Genomic DNA, 17697 nt, shown 5'->3' with positions numbered 1-17697 from the left:
GCGTGCCCGGTTCCTCGCACCAATGGCCCGCTCCGCTGCGAACCGGAGATCAGGTCGGAATCGCCGCAGCCAGCTCCTGCCTGCGAGACCATGACACGCTGCTGGAAGGGGTCGCCGTTCTCACCTCCTGGGGGTTGCAGGTCAACCCTCCACCGCCTCTGGAGCGGCGCTGGGGATATCTGGCCGGACGCGACGACGAACGCCGCAAAGATCTCCTGCTTCCGTCTCAAGGAGCACTGGTGGCCTGTGCGCGTGGCGGCTGGGGAGCAGCACGCCTCCTGGAAGCTCCCATCACCTGGACGGACGGCTGGTTGCTGGGGTTTTCCGACGTCACAGCACTGCTCTGCAGCCGCTGGGCCCGCGGCCTGGGGGGAGGAATTCATGGACCACTGCTCACGACCCTGGCGAGTGAACCGCCGTGGAGCCAGGAACGGCTGAGGTCTCTCCTATTCGGGCAACCGGTTCCCTCTCTGCAGGGCACGTGCTGGCGCAGCGGCCATGCATCAGGCCCTCTGGTCACCATCAATCTGACCGTGGCATCGCACCTTCTGGGCACGCCTCACCTCCCGGATCTGCGTGGTGCCATCCTCGTGATCGAAGACGTGGGCGAAGTTCCCTACCGAATCGATCGGATGCTCACCCACTGGCGACTCGCTGGTGTGCTGCACCAGCTCGCCGGGATCGGCTTCGGTCGCTTCAGCGGCTGTGACGACGACAGTGAGGAGGCCTCCGCCGACACCTTCACGTTGGAACAGGTGCTGCGGGAACGAATTGCAGATTTGAACTGCCCGGTGATCGCTGATCTGCCAGTCGGCCACGGAACCGGTGGCAATGCAGCCCTGCCGGTGGGTGTGGAGGCACAGCTGGACGCCGATCAGGGAACCCTGAGTGTGGCAATGCCATTTCAACGCTGACCGAGGACAGCCTCCGCCACCGTGAGATCAAACGGCGTGGTGACCTTGATGTTGGCGGGCCCCGCATCGAGAACCCGCACATCCCATCCCAACCGCTCAAACAGGGAAGCGTCATCCGTCACGCTCCAACCACGGGCCTTGGCCTCGACATGTCCCTGTCGCAGGGACGCCACGGCAAACCCCTGGGGTGTCTGCGCCGCCCAGAGCTCCGCACGGTCCGGCGTGTCCACAATCACGTCCTGGGCATTCACCCGTTTGATCGTGTCCGTAACCGGCGTGGCGGCGATCACAGCGCCACCCTCTCGTACAGCCCGAGCACAGCGATTGAACAAAGCGGACTCGACCAGACAGCGGGCACCGTCATGAATGAGCACATGCTCAGCATCGCCGGGAAGAGCCGCCAAGCCACGTTCAACCGATTCCTGTCGCGTGGCTCCCCCTTGAATCCAGACCACAGGCTTCGGCGCTCCCTCGAGTAAGGGAGCGAAGGCCACCTGATCCAGCGACTGACCGATCACACCAATCCAATGGATGTCCGCTGCGGCAAAGGCAGCGTCCAGGGTCCAGGCCAGCACCGGCCTGCCCAGCAGGGGCAACAGGAGCTTGTTGCATTCCGCTCCCATACGACGGCCGCTGCCGGCGGCAGCGATCAACAGATGCACAAGCGACTCCTGCTCCCGGCAGGCTGAAACGGCCTCCATACAATCAGCTCGCACCACTTGTGCTGCCGCTTCATGCGCGTTCTCGCTCTCAGCCCTGGAAGCCTTCAGCAGCAGCTTGAGCGCCTTCCGGCCCTGGCTGCCACCGCTGAACAGCTGCAGGCCAGTCTCCAAGTGGCCTGCGATCCGTCCCATCTGGGGCTCTGGAAACTGCTCCCTGCAGTGGAGAAGGTGATTCCCTTTCCCTTCAACGCAGCACCCAACCTGGCGGATTGGGCCAACCTGCTTGGTCTCGTGCGTGAGCCCGACTTTCAGGCCTGTCTGAATTTCGCCACCGGGCGACAGGTGAATCTGCTCCTGTCGATGAGCCACATTCCCACGCGGATCGCCACTGAAGGATTCGCAAGCACGACTCAGGCGGAGATCAACGCCGGTTGGCTGCCACAAGAACTGCAAGCATTTCTGACGCCGATGGGGGTCACGCTTCAGGCAGATGCCTTCCGTCTGAGTCTGAGCGCGAAAGCCATGGATGCGGCCCGCGAGCGTCAACCCTCCGGCGACGGGCCCCTCCTGCTGCTGGCCCCCGGCGCATTCCCCGGAGATTGGCCCCAGGAGCGCTGGACTGCTTTGCCTGACACCATCCGCATCAAGCTGCCTCAGCTGCGCAGTCAGCTGTTGGCACCTGACATGCCAGTGGTGGAGAAAGCGGCCGCCGTGGCCTGTGCGGATGTGGTCCTGAGCAGTTGCCCGATTACGCAGCTTCTCGCCACCTACTGCGGTTTGCCGATGGTGACGCTGGGGGCCAACGCAGATCAGATCCCGCAACGTGAGGTGATCCGGCGACTGGAGAGCCCAGATCTCTCCTCCCTCTCAGATGCGGATGTCATGCAGGCTCTGGGCTTCTGATGCGGAGCCCCAGGCGACCTGGAGCGTCCACGAGGCATCGCACCAGGCTGCGCCATCTGGCCTTGATCGCCAAACCGTGGTTGCTGCCAGTGCTGGCGCTCACGGTTCTGGTGCTGGGAGGTGCTCTGGGCTACCGCATCACTGAAGGGTGGGACTGGGGTGATTGCCTGTGGATGGTGCTGATCACCATCAGCACTATCGGCTACGGAGAAGTGGAACCCCTTTCCCAAGCCGGGCGCTTGGTCACCGTGCTGATCATTGCTGGCGGCCTGCTGGTGGTACAGCTGTCGATTCAGCGCGTGCTGGGACTGTCAGAATCGGGGTACTTCCGTCAAGTGCGGGAGTTGAGGTTTCGCCGGATGCTTCGGCGCATGAACAACCATGTGATTCTCTGCGGTTACGGCAGGATTGGCCGTGAGATCGGCGAGCAACTGCGTCGAGACCAGGTGCCGGTGCTCGTGGTGGAACTGGACCCTGCCCGCAAAGCCGCCGCCGAGCAATGCGGCTTGCAGGTGCTTCAAGCCGACGCCACCCTGGATGAAACGCTGCTGGAGGCTGGCCTTCGCCGTTGTCGCAGTCTGGTGGCTGCTCTCCCCAGCAACGCCGCCAATCTTTACGTGATCCTCAGTGCCCGCGGGCTCGAGAAAACTTGCCGGCTGATCGCACGCGCCGACAGCGAAGAAGCCGCAGCCAAGCTGGAACTGGCTGGAGCCAGTGTGGTGGTGAGTCCCTATGTGGCAGGTGGACGGATGATGGCCGCCACGGCCCTGCGCCCTCTGGCGGTCGATTTTGTTGATCTGCTAGCGGGATCCGATTGTGAAATCGAAGAATTCCGCCTCAGCAAAGATCCCCTGATGATGCGTCACCTGTCGGATCGCAGCCTTGCAGATCTCGACCTGGCACGACGCACGGGTGCCATGGTCCTGGCCATCCGTGAGAACAACACCCTGACAGCTAATCCCAGTGGTGCGATGACCCTCGCACCGGGCCAGATGCTGGTGGTGATGGGAAGTCAGCAGCAGCTGGAGGATCTGCGGGGCATCTTGGGCGATGGCGTCGATGCCGTGGAAACCATGAGTGGCATCAGCACGACGGATTAAGAGCTCACATGATCGGTGCTTACGATCAACCGACCGCAGGTCCATGGATGAGCACCACTCGCACCCTTGAAGGTCAAATCGCCCTGGTCACTGGAGCCAGCCGGGGCATCGGCAGGGCCGTTGCCCTGGCGTTGGCCGAAACCGGTGCCGAGGTGGTGGTGAATTACGCCAGTTCCCCTGATGCGGCAGAAGCCGTGGTGCAGGCGATCGAGGCCTCAGGGGGAAAGGCCTATGCCCTCCAGGCGAACGTGGCTGATGAGGAGGCCGTCGATGGGCTGATCAAGGCCGTGCTGGAGCGAAGTGGCCGCATCGACGTCCTGGTGAACAACGCCGGAATTACGCGCGACGGACTGCTGATGCGCATGAAAACCTCTGACTGGCACTCCGTCATCAACCTCAACCTGAGTGGTGTCTTCCTCTGCACGCGCGCTGTGACCCGTCCGATGCTCAAGCAAAAGAGCGGAAGGATCATCAACATCACCTCTGTGGTGGGTCTCATGGGCAATGCAGGTCAGGCGAACTACGCCGCCGCCAAAGCAGGGGTCGTGGGCTTCACCCGCAGTACAGCCAAGGAAATGGCGAGTCGGGGGATCACTGTGAATGCTGTGGCGCCTGGTTTCATCGCCACAGACATGACCAAGGATCTAAACGCCGAGGGCATCCTTGCGGCCATTCCACTCGGAAGCTTCGGCACACCCGAACAGGTGGCTGGCACCGTCCGCTTCCTCGCCGCCGATCCCGCCGCCGCTTACATCACCGGTCAGGTGATCCAAGTGGATGGAGGCATGGTGATGGGTTGAATTATGAGGCTGTGATCAGCGTTCGAGGGGCTGTCCCAGCTCATCTCGCAACTTGCGAATCCGCTGCAGCAGACGAAACCGACGGCTGCGCTCCGTGGCCGTCAGAAAAATCCTCAGAGGCACATAGACGAGGGCCAGGGAGCCCGCCAAAGCGGCCATCAGACCGAAAAAGAGCACCCCTGAATCAGTCATGGATCAACGCTAACGAGCTGAGTTCGATCCGTCTGTGATCAGAGCGGCTTGATTCGGCTTTCCCCACTTCCAAAACCGGGTCAAGCGACCTGTTGCTATGGGAAATTAGCAATTGGGTAAGTGTTGTTTATGGCCAAACTTCTCAGCTTTTCAGATCAATCCCGCGCGTCGCTCGAGCGTGGGATGAATGCCCTTGCCGATGCCGTGCGCGTCACCATCGGCCCCCGCGGTCGCAATGTGGTGCTTGAGAAGTCCTTCGGAGCGCCCGACATCATTAACGACGGCGACACGATCGCCAAGGAAATCGAACTGGAAGACCCCTTTGAAAACATCGGGGCCAAGCTGATCCAGCAGGTGGCGTCCAAGACCAAGGACAAGGCTGGCGACGGAACCACCACGGCGACCGTGCTCGCTCAGGCCATGGTCGAAGAGGGCCTGCGCAACACAGCGGCGGGTGCCAGCCCGATCGAACTGCGTCGCGGCATGGAAGCGGCCGTCGCCCATGTGGTGGCAGGCCTTGCCGAATGCAGTCAAGACGTCAGCGGCGATGCCATCCGTCAGGTCGCCACGGTCAGTGCCGGTGGTGATGAAGAGGTCGGCCGGATGGTCGCTGAGGCCATGGACCGGGTAAGCGTGGACGGTGTGATCACCGTGGAGGAGTCAAAGTCCCTCGCCACCGAGCTGGAAGTGACCGAAGGAATGGCCTTCGACCGCGGCTACAGCTCTCCCTATTTCGTCACCGACGGTGACCGTCAGCTGTGCGAATTCGACAACGCACTGCTGTTGCTGACCGATCGGAAGGTGAGCTCCGTCACCGATCTGGTGCCGGTGCTCGAGACGGTTCAACAGTCCGGCTCCCCACTGGTGATCCTGGCCGAAGAGGTGGACGGTGAAGCCCTGGCCACCCTGGTGGTCAACAAGAACCGTGGTGTGCTGCAAGTGGCCGCTGTGCGTGCTCCGTCATTCGGCGAGCGACGCAAGGCAGCACTGGCTGACATCGCCATCCTGACTGGTGGCACCGTCATCAGCGAAGACAAGGCCATGACCCTCGACAAGGTCACGCTTCAGGACCTCGGACGCGCCCGCAGAATCACCATCAGCAAAGAAAACACCACGATCGTGGCGGGCGAAGACAGTCAGGCCGCCGTGGCTGACCGTGTGGCCTCCATCCGTCGCGAGCTGGAGAACACCGAATCGGAATACGACCGCGAGAAGCTGACCGAACGGATCGCCAAACTGGCCGGCGGCGTGGCGGTGATCAAAGTGGGCGCTCCCACCGAAACGGAGCTGAAGAACCGCAAACTGCGTATCGAAGACGCTCTCAATGCCACGCGCGCCGCAGTGGAGGAGGGAATTGTTGCGGGTGGTGGCACCACCCTGCTACAGCTCGCCGGATCTCTCGATGCCGTGGCCTCGAAGCTCGAGGGTGATCAACGCACTGGCGTGGAAATCGTGAAGCGTGCCCTGAGCGCACCGCTCAAGCAGATTGCCATCAATGCTGGCTCCAACGGGGATGTGGTGGTGGAGCAGGTCCAGCGCACCGGCCAGGGCTTCAATGCCCTCACCGGAACCTACGAAGACCTGCTTCAGGCCGGCATCCTGGATGCTGCCAAGGTGGTTCGCCTGGGCCTACAGGACGCGGTGTCGATCGCTTCGCTGCTGATCACCACAGAGGTGGTGGTGGCTGACAAGCCCGAACCCGCTGCAGCAGCTGCACCCGGCGGCGACCCGATGGGTGGCATGGGTGGCATGGGAGGCATGGGAGGCATGGGCATGCCCGGCATGATGTGATTCAACAACGCGCGCCTGATCGGATCAAAACGATCTCACCAGGCGCGCATGAATCCGACACACCGTCAAGGCTTCGCGCGGGGGGTTGCGGCAGAGGTAGCCCAACTCCCGATTCAAAGCCTGAAGTTCGTTCATCGGAAGGACCGCGAGAGGCAGGGCGAAAACCAATCCACCGATCATTGCCGGGGCCGACATCAGGCGAAGCATGGGTTGAGTCTCGCGAGACTCAACCAGTCTGCACGTCCATCCTCTGCCTGTAGGCAGCAACCTGGAGATCCACGCCGGTGATGGCCGTTCCCACCACCACTGCATCTGCACCGCGCTGAATGGCGTCAACAGCTGCGCAAGCCGATGCGATGCCGCCCTCACAGATCAAGGGGGTGGTCAATGGCAACTGCTCACGCAGGGGCTGAATGAGATCCCAGGCCGGTGGAGACGAGGCTGCTGTCGCTTCGGTGTAGCCGAACAGCGTGGTTCCAACCCAGTCACAACCCAACGCAGCCGCGCGCAGCCCATTGGCCAGCGTGTCGATATCGGCCATCAACGGGGCTCCAAGCTCTGATCGAGCGCGACGCACCAAATCCTCTAATCGTTCACCATCCGGGCGCGCGCGATCGGTGGCATCTAAGGCCACCACGTCGGCGCCCGCGGCCCAGACCGCTTGGATCTCATGCCATCGCGGAGTGATGTAGACGGAACTTCCAGCCCAGGTGCGCTTCCACAGCCCGATGATCAAGGCATCAGGACAGCGTTCCCGAACGGCACCGATATGTTCAGGACTCTCCAGACGAACACCCAGGGCCCCATTGCGCAGGCTCGCTTCCGCCATGGCTGCAATCACATCCGGATGGCGCATGGGCGATCCCTCGGGAGCCTGCACCGACACAATCAAGCCGCGCTTGAGCTGGGCACGATCAAGGGGCGCATCAAGGAAACCAGCCATGGAGCCTCAAGACGCCTTGGGCAGATCGTCAGCATCGACGGGAGTCAACCATCGGCGTAGACGACGGGGGCCTGAGGCTGGAACGGGCCTGGGGGATGGTGCTGGTGCAGCAGCAGAGACTGCGGAAGGAGCTGGTGAAGCGCCACTTGTGTGGTCCTCACGATCAACGACCCGTCCCACATCATCAAGACAATCCTTCAAGAGCGCAGTGAAACGACTGAACCCTGAGTCCGAAGTCGTCGGCTGCTCTTGATCGGCCTGCAGTGCTGGCTCTGGCTCTGTCTCCAGCTCTGGCTCTGGCTCCAGCGCTGACCAGGGACTGGCCGTCGAGTCAACGCGCTGCTCTTCGGGAGCAGGAACTGCCTTTAAATCAGCCGTGTCCGAATCCGTGGTAGCGGCTGGGGTCTGCGTGGCTAGGTCGGGCGGGGCTGTCTCAGAGGTGGCTGTCTCTGAGGTGGCTGTCTCAGAGGAAGCCAGCTCAACGGCGGCGATCGCCTCAGCGGAGCTTTCTTTCATCAAGGCTGGAGACACGTCGGGATGAACAGCGGCATCATCGATGCGTTCAAGCGTGGTGCTCTGCGGTAGCGAATCCACCCCAAAGCGATGGACCCACTGCAGCTCGAGACGCGCCAGACGTTGCGCATCGCCATCCCGTTGCGCCTGATCGATCAGACGCTGCAGGTCGATCCGGCGTGGATCCTGATGCTGGTACGGAGACTGAGTCACGGGATCAGGCGAGTTTGCGATTGAGCAGAGGGCGAATCAGCAGGAACAACGCAGCAGTTAACAGCGTCAGGACCAGCAGACAGGTGGTTCCGGTGACCGGACCGTAAGGGGCTTCCAAAAGAACCGACGACAGATCCAATGGACCTGCATAGGCGGCGCGGATGGGTTCAATCGCGAAGGTAAGGGGATTCAGCGCTGCAAGCCAGCCCAGCCAGGGGGGCATGAAGCTGAGGGGTGCCAACGCAGTGCTGGCGAACAGCAGCGGCAGATTGGCCACGAAGATCACCGCAAGCAATTCAATGTGACCAGGCAACGCAAACGCAAGGCCGAGGCTGAGTGCCGTCACCGCGAATACCAGCAACAGCAAGGTGATGATCACCAGCAGCAGACCCGCAGCTCCAGGCCAGCCGTAACCCAGCAGCGCGGCCATCAGCATGATCGCCAGGCTCTGAACCAGGCTGAGGGTGGTGATGAAAATGACCGACGCCAGCACAATCGAGCTTCGACTGCGCAGAGGAGCCACCAGCAGTCGGTTCAGGAAGCCGAACTCCCGGTCGAACATCACCGGCAACCCTGCATTGAGAGCCCCGCTGAAGGCCGTAAACACAATCACGCCAGCCCCAAGGAAGCGCCCATAGCTCATGCCACCGGGAAGCAATCCCTCTGGAGCGCGCGAAAACAGTGCACCGAACAACACCAACCAGATCAACGGTTGGAGAACTCCCGCCACCAGCGTTGACGGGCGACGCTGCAACTGAAGGAACAACCGGCGCGTCAGTGCAGACGTCTCCTGCGCCAACTCGGACAAAGCTGAGCGGTCGACGGGTTGGGCGGATGGAGCACCGATGACTGGACTGGTCATGAAGAAGACAAAAACGGGAACAACAGAGGGTTGTGCTTCAACGCATCGACTGACGACGCTCGAGCTTGGGATCGCGTTGACCCGCAACGGCCAGCTCAGCATCCATCAGGGTGCGACCCGTCGCTTGCAGGTAGACATCATCGAGGCTTGGACGGCTCTGGGACAGGGAGAACACCTCGAGATCAGCACTGGCGAGCTGCGTTTTGAGTACTGACAGCACGTGCTCGCCATCCACCACGAGGTTGAGCGAGTAGCCCTGGGCGCGGTTGACCACAATCCGCCTGACGCCGTCCAAGCCCTCCAGTAGATGGCGCACCTTCTCGGCCTCCGGTTGATCGCTGAATTCACGCACTCGCAAGGTCACCCTGTCGCCGCCCAGGTCTTGCTTGAGGCCGTCGGGTGAGCCTTCGGCGATCACGCGACCGGCATCGATGATCGCCATGCGGTCGGCCAGGGCCTCCACCTCCTCGAGGTAATGACTGCTAAGCAACACTGTCGTTCCCTGATCTCGAAGATCACGAAGCACTTCCCAGATCACGGCACGACTTTCAATATCGAGCCCCACCGTGGGTTCATCCAGAACGAGCAATCGAGGCTCGTGCAGGAGTCCGGCAGCCAGATCCAGCCGACGACGCATCCCGCCTGAGTAGGTGCCACAGCGGCGATCAATCCATTCGTTCATCGACAGGCGGTCGATGAGGGTCTCGATCCTTTGGTTCCGCTCGGCGCGACGTAGGTGGTACAAATCGCCTTGCAAAGCCAGGAGCTCACGTCCAGTCAGAATCTTGTCGATCGCCACCTCCTGAGCCACGAATCCCATGAGCTGGCGGACAACACGCGGGTTCTCCAAGGCATTGACGCCTCCAACCGTCACGGTGCCGCGATCAGGGGCAAGCAAGGTGGCCAGGATGCGCAGGGCCGTTGTCTTTCCGGCACCATTCGGGCCGAGTAAGCCGTACAGGCAACCGGAAGGAACAGACAAACTGAGTCCCTTCAGAGCCTCAACGGACCCGTAGGACTTTTCCAGTTGGTCCAGCTCCAGCAGAGACATCTACCGACAGAAACGAACTCGCAAAATCTAGGCAGATGTCCCTGAGAACCCGCCCGTCAGCATCAGCATCCATCCCCTCACCTGCGCGTCCAAAAGTGCTGCATCCGATTGACGGCTGAGGATCAGCAGCAGACAAATACCGAAGAGGTAAAGAATCGACCAGCGGAACAACCCTTTGGCGCGTTCGGAACTGCTGGGGTCCTGGGCGAGATGCTCCACCATCTGAAGCAAGCGCCCGTTGAAGGGAATTACCAGCAAGCCGTAGAGCACACCACCTTCTGGCAACGCGACAACACCGAGCAAACTGAGCAGAGCCGTCGCCCAGCCGTAACGGCGGATAGCACGGGCAGTCACAATGGGGCCTTTGACCACCGGCAACATGGGAATTCCAACGGCGCGATAGTCGTCGCGAAGCAACAGAGCTAGGGCCCAGAAGTGGGCAGGGGTCCAGACCATCACTAACGCGAAGAGCCACCAGCCGCTCAGGCCCACATGACCGGTGGCGGCCGCAGCACCCACCAGCGGCGGAATCGCCCCAGCCACTCCGCCGATCACGATGTTTTGAGTGGTTCTGGGCTTGAGAAGCGCCGTGTAGAGAAGTACGTAGCTGCACAGACCGAGCAGGGACAACCCGGCCGCCAGGCAGTTCACACCGCTGACCAGCAACGTCGCCGCGGCAAGGGTGCAGGACACGGCACCTGCGAAAGCGGCGGTCGGGGAGAGCCGTCCTGATGGGAGAGCACGACCACTAGTTCGCTGCATCCGACCATCCAGCTCTTGTTCCCAGAGGCAGTTGAGAACACCTGCCGCAGCGGAGGCCAAGGCTCCACCTCCAAGGGTGCAGGCCAGTCGTGGCGACGACAGAGGCCAGCCTTCCGACAGCGCCATCCCACCAAGAGTGGTGGCCAGAAGCAAAGGAATCAGCCTTGGTTTGGCCACCTCCAACCATGGAGGCAGCTTGATGCGGCGACGGGAGGGGACCACCTGGTCCCGGGTGAGAGGAGCTGCAGCTGCGGTCGGAGTGGCACTAGCCATGACAGGCCTCCAAAGCGGAAGAATCGGGAAGGGCGATCAGCGCATCGCTGGCGGGAGGCTGACGCCGAAACGTGAGCGCCGCCAGCACGGCCACCAGCAGGCAAGCCACCAACTGATGACCAACGGTGAGAGCGGGCTGGGACAAACCCAGCCGCAACGTGCTGACGCCAAGGGCGATCTGGGTGCCCACAAGCAGGAGGGCTGTGCACAGAAGCGGCCACTGGCTGCGACCCCAACGCCCGCTGAACAGCGCTACGAGGACGAAAACGAGCACCGAAAGAGCCGCGGGAGTGGCGGCCATCCGATGCCAGTGCAACCAATGACAGGAGGCTCCGGCCTCCAGGCAACGCTGGGACGCCCAGGTCGTAGCCATGCGGGCGCCGAGGAGGCTTTGCCCGCACACTGCCAAAACACTGAAGGATCCGAGCAGCACCCACCAGCGCGGAGCGGCCGTGGTCGAAGCGTCGGCGAGAAGCACCTGTGTGAGTGCACTGACGGTGACGACGAGCGTTAGTGCCAGAGCCAGGTGAGCGGTCACCACCGCGGAAGGAAGAAGCTGCAGAACCGTGAGAGCCCCCAGCCCTCCTTGCAGGGCGACCATCAGCACCAGGGAAGCGCTGATGGGCAGCAACCATCTCGGCAGATCTCGGCGGCACCACCACACAGCACCGAGCTGCACCATGAGTGCAACCCCCACCACGAAGGCATCCAGTCGGTGAAACCATTCCAAGAAAACCTGGAGGTTCATCTGACGCCCTGGCAGCAGCGTGCCGTAACACAACGGCCAATCCGGACACGCCAGACCAGCCTCCATGACGCGGGTCGCGCCACCGATCACCACTAAGGCCACCAAGGCCACCACCAGATGCGCAGCCAGCTGGGCCAAACGTCGACGGATCGGAGCAAGAGACGATGCAGTCAACGTCGACTCCTCCATGGAGTGGTGATCAACGGAACGTAGCGATCTCAATCAAAACGGCACGATGTGTGCACGACTGCAACAACAGAATCAGGAGAGTGATGCGACTTTGCTGACACAAACCTCGAGAAAGTCAGCCAGGCCGAGAGATTTTCAGGCTGGTTTAACAATCAGTAGGTGGTGATTGAAACCAACCTCCATAGCCTGAAGTTGCCCCCATCAAAGTTCGGGTGCCTATTCCTTCAGCCATCCTCACGCTTGTCCTAGGAATGCTCCTCGTTCTCGGGGGGCTTTGGATTGGCCAGAACGTGAATCTTTTGCCGGTGGATGCAAGCGTGAATGCGCCCATCTACGACGAGTTATTTCGTGTTTTGTTCAGCATTGGCACGATTCTCTTCGTCGGAATCGTTGGGTTGATTGTGTTCAGTCTGGTGCGTTTCCGGAGACGTCCTGGCCAACTCGGTGATGGCATCGCCCTGGAAGGCAATCTGCCGCTCGAGGTGTTCTGGACGGCAGTTCCCGCGATCGTTGTTCTGTTTGTCGGGCTCTACAGCTACGACATCTACGAACGCATGGGCGGCATGGTTCCCCTTGGCCATGGCAACCATGGAGCCGTCAGTGCGACTGCCAGCGCGACGGAGCAACGGATCTGGGGAGGCATTGGCTCTACACAGGATTCCCAAACGGCCAAGGCGTCGGCCATCGCACCGTTTCCCATCGAGGTCACGGCGATGCAGTTCGCTTTCCTGTTCCACTACCCGGAAGGCGACTTCATTTCCGGGGAGCTGCACGTCCCAGCCGATCGCCCTGTCTCACTGACAATGGAAGCGAAGGATGTGATCCATGCGTTCTGGATCCCTGAGTTCCGGCTGAAACAGGACGTTATCCCTGGGCAACCGACGGTTCTCGACTTCACACCCACCCGACCTGGCACTTATTCGATCGTTTGCGCAGAGCTCTGTGGGCCTTATCACGGCGGCATGCGCTCCTCTGTCGTGGTGGACAGCGCCGATGACTTCGAGACCTGGCTGCAGGCCAACAGCAAGACCACCCCTTCTGAAGCATGACCATCACCGCACCCCCACCATCCACACCGTCGTCAGCGTCACTGCAACCCAGTGGATGGCTGCGCTATTTCAGCTTCAGCGTCGATCACAAGGTGATCGGCCTCCAGTACCTGGTGTGCGGCTTCGCTTTTTATCTGATCGGCGGGGCGATGGCCGGCGCCATTCGCACTGAGCTGCTCAGCCCCATCTCGGACTTCATGCCGAGAGATGTCTACAACCAGATTCTCACCTTGCACGGCACGGTGATGATTTTTCTATGGATTGTGCCGGTGGTGAATGGCGCCTTTGGTAACTATCTGATTCCCTTCTACGTCGGCGCGAGGGACATGGCTTATCCCAGGCTGAATGCCGTCGCCTTCTGGCTGATTCCTCCGGCAGGGCTGATGCTGATCAGCAGCTATTTCATCACCGGTGCGGCGCAATCGGGTTGGACGGCCTATCCCCCCCTCAGCATCACCACACCGGCCACTGGGCAAATCATCTGGATCTTGAGTGTGCTTCTACTAGGTGGAAGCTCCATTTTCGGAGGCATCAATTTCATCGCCACCATTCTCAAACTGCGCCGACCCGGTTTGAAACTGATGCAGTTGCCGATGTACTGCTGGGCCATGCTCGGCACCAGCATTCTCGTCGTGCTCTCCACGCCCGTGCTGGCTGGCACATTGATCATGTTGAGCTTCGACATCGTGGCCCACACCGGATTTTTCAATCCTGGATTGGGGGGCAATGTGGTGGTGTATCAGCATCTTTTCTGGTTCTACTCACACCCTGCCGTCTACATCATGGTGCTGCCGGCTTTCGGGCTCGTCAGTGAAATCCTGCCGGTGCATTGCCGAAAACCTTTGTTCGGTTACGCGACGATGGTGTATTCGATCATGGCGATTGTGGTGCTGGGCCTTGTGGTTTGGGCGCACCACATGTTCACCAGCGGTACTCCTCCCTGGATGCGCCTGTTCTTCACGATCGCTACGGCCTTCATCGCCGTACCGACGGGCATCAAATTCTTCAATTGGCTAGCCACCCTCTGGGGCGGGCGGATCAGCCTGAACAGTGCTGTTTTGTTCTCCTGCGGATTCATCGTGAATTTCGTCTTGGGGGGCATCACCGGCGTCGCCCTGGCGCAAGTGCCCTTCGATGTGCATGTCCACGACACCTACTTCGTGGTTGCCCACTTTCACTACATCGTCTATGGGGGATCGGTGTTTGTGATCTTCGCCTCCATCTATCACTGGTACCCCAAAGTGACTGGCCGCATGCTCAACGAGCATCTGGGGCGTTTTCACTTCCTGATCACGTTCATCGGCTTCAACCTCTGCTTCGCGCCTCAACACTGGCTTGGCCTTAATGGCATGCCCCGACGCGTGGCGGAATACGACCCTCAATTTGCTCTGGTGAATCAGATCAGCAGCGTGGGAGCCCTATTGATGGCCATCAGCACGCTTCCTTTCCTCTGGAATGTGGTGGCCAGCGCGTTCTCCGGAGCACCCGCAGGGGATAACCCCTGGAAAGCGCTCACACCGGAATGGCTGACGTCCTCACCGCCACCAGTGGAGAACTGGACCGGCGAACCGCCCCTGGTGACCCATCCCTATGGCTATGGGGTTCCCGCCGATGAAATTGACCTCAATTCTGCCAGCGGCAGTGATCTCTGGAGCAGCGGCCAATGACCATCACCACCCAGGATCACGACCTGACCAATCACGATCCGCATGCAGCGGAGCATCCCGATCACCGCATGTTCGGACTGGCCACCTTTCTGGTGGCTGATGCCATGACCTTCGCCGGATTCTTCGCCGCTTATCTCACCTTCAAAGCGGTCAATCCACTCCTGCCAGGTGCAATTTACGAACTTGAACTGCCGCTGCCCACCCTCAACACCATCCTCCTGCTGGTGAGCAGTGCCACATTTCATCGCGCTGGAGCGAATCTGCGCCAACAGGAAAACGATCGATGCCGTTTCTGGCTCCTGCTCACAGCGGGCCTTGGCCTGGCCTTCCTGGCCAGTCAGATGGTGGAGTACTTCACCTTGCCGTTTGGTCTCACTGACAATCTCTTCGCCAGCACTTTTTATGCCCTGACTGGATTTCATGGGTTGCATGTCACCCTTGGGACCTTGATGATCCTGATTGTGTGGTGGCAATGCCGCAGCCCATCAGGACGCATCAGCGCCAGCAATCATTTCCCCCTCGAAGCCGCCGAGCTCTATTGGCACTTCGTGGATGGCATCTGGGTGATTCTGTTCGTGATTCTCTACCTGATCTGAAACAGACCGTCTTTGCTTTGTGCAGGGAATCCCCATGGATTCCTTGCCCAGATTGCACTCTGAAGCCAGAATTGATGTGTCTTTTCCGATAAAGATGCTGGTTGGAGAGGAATTACTGAACAAGGCCCGGGCCCTCAGCAACCGACCTGAGGACGAAATTGCCCGTGGCTGCGGCTACGTCGGACCCAGTGGCCGGCTGTTGCGCAAAAGCTTTTACCGCGCGCTCGTTGAAGCCAAGGGCTACAAGCTGCCCTCCAGCAGCGGCAATGGCAGCGGCGGCCCAAGGGGACGTCAGGCCGATTTCCGCACGCGCGTTCACGGCAACGGCAACCTACTGATCGGTCATGCTTACACGCGACGACTTGACCTCGTGCCTGGCCAGGAGTTCAAGATTGAATTGAACAAAGATTCAGGCACGATCACACTCCTGCCCCTCGAGGAATCCCCGGCGTCGGAGTGAATTCGCAACCCAGGCATATGGGTTTTGCCTGAGTTCCCCTGAGCGTTGGTCCATCAGGCCACAGCTGGAGGATCCTGATCGTCATGCAGGGTTGAGCTGAAGATCATGAGTTCGAGGCCGCTGAACAGGAAACTGATTCCTACCAGTGTTCCGAGCACCCACAGCAGACCCCAGAACTTCAAGGTCACGATCAGCAAACCCAGAACGAAAGTGATCACACCGTTGGCGATCGCCCAGCCGGAACCCGGTCGGTTGGTGTGTGCAAGGCCGTTGAAGAAGGCGACCAGTCCCTCAACAAGGAAAACGATGCCGATGGCCAGGGCAAAAGTCACCACCTGCTCGGCCGCTTCCTCCGGATCCCGGAAGTTGCTGATCATCGAGCCGCCCGCCACCAGAAAAAGGGTGGAGACCACCAGACGCCAGAAGCAGACCCAGCGCCCCATGCGTCCGGAACGCGCCAGATTGCTGATCCAGCCGACCACGCCGCCCACGAGGAACAACACGGCGATCACTCCGATGGTCCAGAACGAGGCAATCACGGGGAAGATCAGGGCGAGGATGCCCAGAACAATTAGAAGGATGCCTTCGGCAATGGTGAAAGCCTTGAACGTGCCCAGAGAGTCAGGGCGCTCATCGCCAGTCATCGAGGGTTCAGCTTGAACAACTCCCGCAACTTATTGACACCCTTCACAAGCGGCCATCGTTTGTGATCGTTCCTCAGCCCCAGCCATGCTCCGCCAGCCAGGCGGTGGTAACAGCGGCACCTTCCGGCTTGGGTGAAGTGGCCGCGAGCAATCGCTCCGTATACCGAGCCAACAGGTCGATTTCCAGATTCACCGCATCCCCCACTTGTAGATGCCGCAAGGCTGTGACCGACCACGTGTGGGGAATCACGGCAACCCAGAACCTGGCTCCCTGCTCGGCGCAGCCCGCCACAGTGAGACTGATGCCATTCACGGCGATACTGGCTTTGTCGCAGATGTAGCGACCGAAAGACGGGTCCCGCCAGCGCAATTCCAAGTGCCACGACTGCGGCAAGGCCTCCACAGCCACCACCTCACCAATGCCATCCACATGGCCGCTGACCAGGTGGCCGCCCAGACGATCGGAGAGGCGCAGGGCTGGCTCGAGATTGACCGCTGCACCGTGCGAAGCCTTCGCACCCAGGATCGTTCGCTGCAGGGTCTCTTCGCTGACATCCGCCAGAAAACCATCTCCAACCAGCTCCGCCACCGTCAGACAGACACCGTCCACGGCCACGCTGTCACCTAGTGCTAAAGGGGTGAACGGCGAACAGCCCTCCACCAGCAACGCTCGACCGCGCCGCTCAACGCGACCCACCGCCTGGACCAAACCCGTGAACATCTCCCCCTCTGCAGCCCTGTCATCTGTTCATAATCGATATAGCGGCGGAGCCGTCCTTGGTTGAGATGAGCGTGGCGGGAATCGCCCTCGATGCCAGCAGTCGCAGCCCGATCGTGCTGCTGCGAGATCCATCCAGAACCCGTCAGGTGCCGATCTGGATTGATCAGGCCCAGGCCCACAACATCATGGCCGGCCTCAACGACACACCACAGCCCAGGCCGCTCAGCCACGACCTCATGGCCGCTCTGCTCGAAGCAGGCGGTCTTCGACTGGAACGGGTGATCATCCATGCCATTGAAGACAGCACCTTTCGCGCGGTGCTGCGGCTGCAACCGCTCGGCGACGAGCCAGACGGCGACGATGCCACTGGCGTTGATCTAGAGAGCGTCAACCAGTTGGAGATTGATGCGCGCCCCAGTGATGCCATTGCCTTAGCCATCCGCACCGGCAGCAGCATCTGGATGCTGGAGGAAGTGGTCGCCGAAGCCTCAATCGCCGTGGATGCCGAGGCAGATGCGGAAGACAGGGACGAATTCCGTCGCTTCCTGGATCAACTGAGCCCCGCCGCACTGGTGCGTCACCTGGAATCCCGGCCCCCTGGCGATTCCCGCGACTCTCAAAGCGACACCCCACCCCCTTGAGCA

21 protein-coding genes are annotated in these 17697 nt (G+C 61.0%); 10 read left to right on the top strand and 11 right to left on the bottom strand.

Annotated elements, in window-relative coordinates:
* Positions 1-2 precede the first annotated feature (2 nt).
* Complete coding sequence (locus SynA1825c_RS04615; protein ID WP_255478450.1) at positions 3-914, top strand: LD-carboxypeptidase; 912 nt, start codon at positions 3-5, stop codon at positions 912-914.
* On the opposite strand, the gene ispD is transcribed toward SynA1825c_RS04615, so the two are convergent.
* The gene (gene ispD / locus SynA1825c_RS04610; RefSeq protein WP_186471024.1) at positions 905-1576 is read right to left on the bottom strand and encodes a 2-C-methyl-D-erythritol 4-phosphate cytidylyltransferase; all 672 of its coding nucleotides are present in this window, start codon (positions 1574-1576) and stop codon (positions 905-907) included. The two genes, SynA1825c_RS04615 and ispD, sit on opposite strands and share 10 nt — an antisense overlap.
* Positions 1577-1648: 72 nt before the next feature.
* On the opposite strand from ispD, the gene SynA1825c_RS04605 reads away from it, so the two are divergent.
* The 3 genes from SynA1825c_RS04605 to fabG are packed head-to-tail and all read left to right on the top strand — an operon-like array spanning position 1649 to position 4379.
* Positions 1649-2479, top strand: coding sequence for a glycosyltransferase family 9 protein (locus SynA1825c_RS04605; protein WP_186470481.1), 831 nt, complete (start codon positions 1649-1651; stop codon positions 2477-2479).
* Positions 2479-3579 carry a TrkA family potassium uptake protein gene (locus SynA1825c_RS04600; protein WP_186470480.1) on the top strand — a complete coding sequence of 367 codons (1101 nt, stop codon included), beginning with the start codon at positions 2479-2481 and terminating at the stop codon, positions 3577-3579. Before SynA1825c_RS04605 ends, SynA1825c_RS04600 begins: the two co-directional genes overlap by 1 nt.
* Before the next feature lie 47 nt (positions 3580-3626).
* Positions 3627-4379, top strand: a complete 753-nt coding sequence (fabG, locus tag SynA1825c_RS04595) for a 3-oxoacyl-[acyl-carrier-protein] reductase (protein WP_186470479.1) — start codon at positions 3627-3629, stop codon at positions 4377-4379.
* A gap of 15 nt (positions 4380-4394) precedes the next feature.
* Here fabG and SynA1825c_RS04590 read toward each other — a convergent pair whose 3' ends face one another.
* Positions 4395-4571 carry a hypothetical protein gene (locus SynA1825c_RS04590; protein ID WP_186470478.1) on the bottom strand — a complete coding sequence of 59 codons (177 nt, stop codon included), beginning with the start codon at positions 4569-4571 and terminating at the stop codon, positions 4395-4397.
* 129 nt (positions 4572-4700) lie between these two features.
* Here SynA1825c_RS04590 and groL point away from each other — a divergent pair, with 129 nt between their 5' ends.
* Entirely contained in the window at positions 4701-6362 is a 1662-nt protein-coding gene (groL, locus tag SynA1825c_RS04585; RefSeq protein WP_186470477.1) for a chaperonin GroEL, read from the top strand.
* 24 nt (positions 6363-6386) lie between these two features.
* Here the strand turns inward: groL and SynA1825c_RS04580 are convergent, their stop codons facing one another.
* The 7 genes from SynA1825c_RS04580 to SynA1825c_RS04550 are packed head-to-tail and all read right to left on the bottom strand — an operon-like array spanning position 6387 to position 11916.
* On the bottom strand, positions 6387-6557 hold the full coding sequence (locus SynA1825c_RS04580; RefSeq protein ID WP_370593781.1) for a hypothetical protein: 171 nt from the start codon (positions 6555-6557) through the stop codon (positions 6387-6389).
* A gap of 31 nt (positions 6558-6588) precedes the next feature.
* A complete protein-coding gene (locus SynA1825c_RS04575) occupies positions 6589-7305 on the bottom strand; it encodes an N-acetylmannosamine-6-phosphate 2-epimerase (RefSeq protein WP_186470475.1) in 717 nt (238 codons plus the stop codon).
* A 6-nt stretch (positions 7306-7311) separates the two neighbouring features.
* On the bottom strand, positions 7312-8031 hold the full coding sequence (locus SynA1825c_RS04570) for a hypothetical protein (RefSeq protein ID WP_186470474.1): 720 nt from the start codon (positions 8029-8031) through the stop codon (positions 7312-7314).
* Positions 8032-8035: 4 nt separating this feature from the next.
* Complete coding sequence (locus SynA1825c_RS04565; RefSeq protein ID WP_186470473.1) at positions 8036-8893, bottom strand: ABC transporter permease; 858 nt, start codon at positions 8891-8893, stop codon at positions 8036-8038.
* Between the two features lie 37 nt (positions 8894-8930).
* Positions 8931-9944: an ATP-binding cassette domain-containing protein gene (locus tag SynA1825c_RS04560; RefSeq protein ID WP_186470472.1), complete on the bottom strand. Its 1014-nt coding sequence runs from the start codon at positions 9942-9944 to the stop codon at positions 8931-8933.
* 27 nt (positions 9945-9971) lie between these two features.
* Positions 9972-10979 (bottom strand): heme o synthase, encoded by a 1008-nt coding sequence (locus tag SynA1825c_RS04555; RefSeq protein ID WP_186470471.1) that lies wholly within the window; start codon positions 10977-10979, stop codon positions 9972-9974.
* Positions 10972-11916 carry a heme A synthase gene (locus SynA1825c_RS04550; protein WP_186470470.1) on the bottom strand — a complete coding sequence of 315 codons (945 nt, stop codon included), beginning with the start codon at positions 11914-11916 and terminating at the stop codon, positions 10972-10974. Before SynA1825c_RS04550 ends, SynA1825c_RS04555 begins: the two co-directional genes overlap by 8 nt.
* A 212-nt stretch (positions 11917-12128) precedes the next feature.
* On the opposite strand from SynA1825c_RS04550, the gene SynA1825c_RS04545 reads away from it, so the two are divergent.
* The 4 genes from SynA1825c_RS04545 (at position 12129) to SynA1825c_RS04530 (ending at position 15688) form a co-directional block, all read left to right on the top strand.
* Entirely contained in the window at positions 12129-12965 is an 837-nt protein-coding gene (locus tag SynA1825c_RS04545) for a cytochrome c oxidase subunit II (RefSeq protein WP_186470469.1), read from the top strand.
* Positions 12962-14632 (top strand): cytochrome c oxidase subunit I, encoded by a 1671-nt coding sequence (gene ctaD, locus SynA1825c_RS04540; protein WP_186470468.1) that lies wholly within the window; start codon positions 12962-12964, stop codon positions 14630-14632. The genes SynA1825c_RS04545 and ctaD overlap by 4 nt, the downstream gene beginning before the upstream one ends.
* On the top strand, positions 14629-15228 hold the full coding sequence (locus SynA1825c_RS04535) for a cytochrome c oxidase subunit 3 (protein WP_186470467.1): 600 nt from the start codon (positions 14629-14631) through the stop codon (positions 15226-15228). The genes ctaD and SynA1825c_RS04535 overlap by 4 nt, the downstream gene beginning before the upstream one ends.
* A 94-nt stretch (positions 15229-15322) precedes the next feature.
* On the top strand, positions 15323-15688 hold the full coding sequence (locus SynA1825c_RS04530; protein ID WP_186471023.1) for an AbrB family transcriptional regulator: 366 nt from the start codon (positions 15323-15325) through the stop codon (positions 15686-15688).
* Positions 15689-15741: 53 nt separating this feature from the next.
* Here SynA1825c_RS04530 and SynA1825c_RS04525 read toward each other — a convergent pair whose 3' ends face one another.
* Together SynA1825c_RS04525 and SynA1825c_RS04520 are read right to left on the bottom strand one after the other, a co-directional pair.
* Positions 15742-16332, bottom strand: coding sequence for an HdeD family acid-resistance protein (locus SynA1825c_RS04525; protein ID WP_186470466.1), 591 nt, complete (start codon positions 16330-16332; stop codon positions 15742-15744).
* A gap of 73 nt (positions 16333-16405) precedes the next feature.
* The gene (locus SynA1825c_RS04520; protein WP_186470465.1) at positions 16406-17053 is read right to left on the bottom strand and encodes a riboflavin synthase; all 648 of its coding nucleotides are present in this window, start codon (positions 17051-17053) and stop codon (positions 16406-16408) included.
* 65 nt (positions 17054-17118) lie between these two features.
* Here SynA1825c_RS04520 and SynA1825c_RS04515 point away from each other — a divergent pair, with 65 nt between their 5' ends.
* Positions 17119-17694, top strand: a complete 576-nt coding sequence (locus tag SynA1825c_RS04515) for a bifunctional nuclease family protein (protein ID WP_186471022.1) — start codon at positions 17119-17121, stop codon at positions 17692-17694.
* Positions 17695-17697: the final 3 nt, after the last annotated feature.

The organism is Synechococcus sp. A18-25c, assembly GCF_014280035.1.
Lineage (GTDB): Bacteria > Cyanobacteriota > Cyanobacteriia > PCC-6307 > Cyanobiaceae > Synechococcus_C.
Note: the sequence above shows the minus strand (reverse complement) of the source record. Positions and strands in the feature narration are given on the sequence as shown.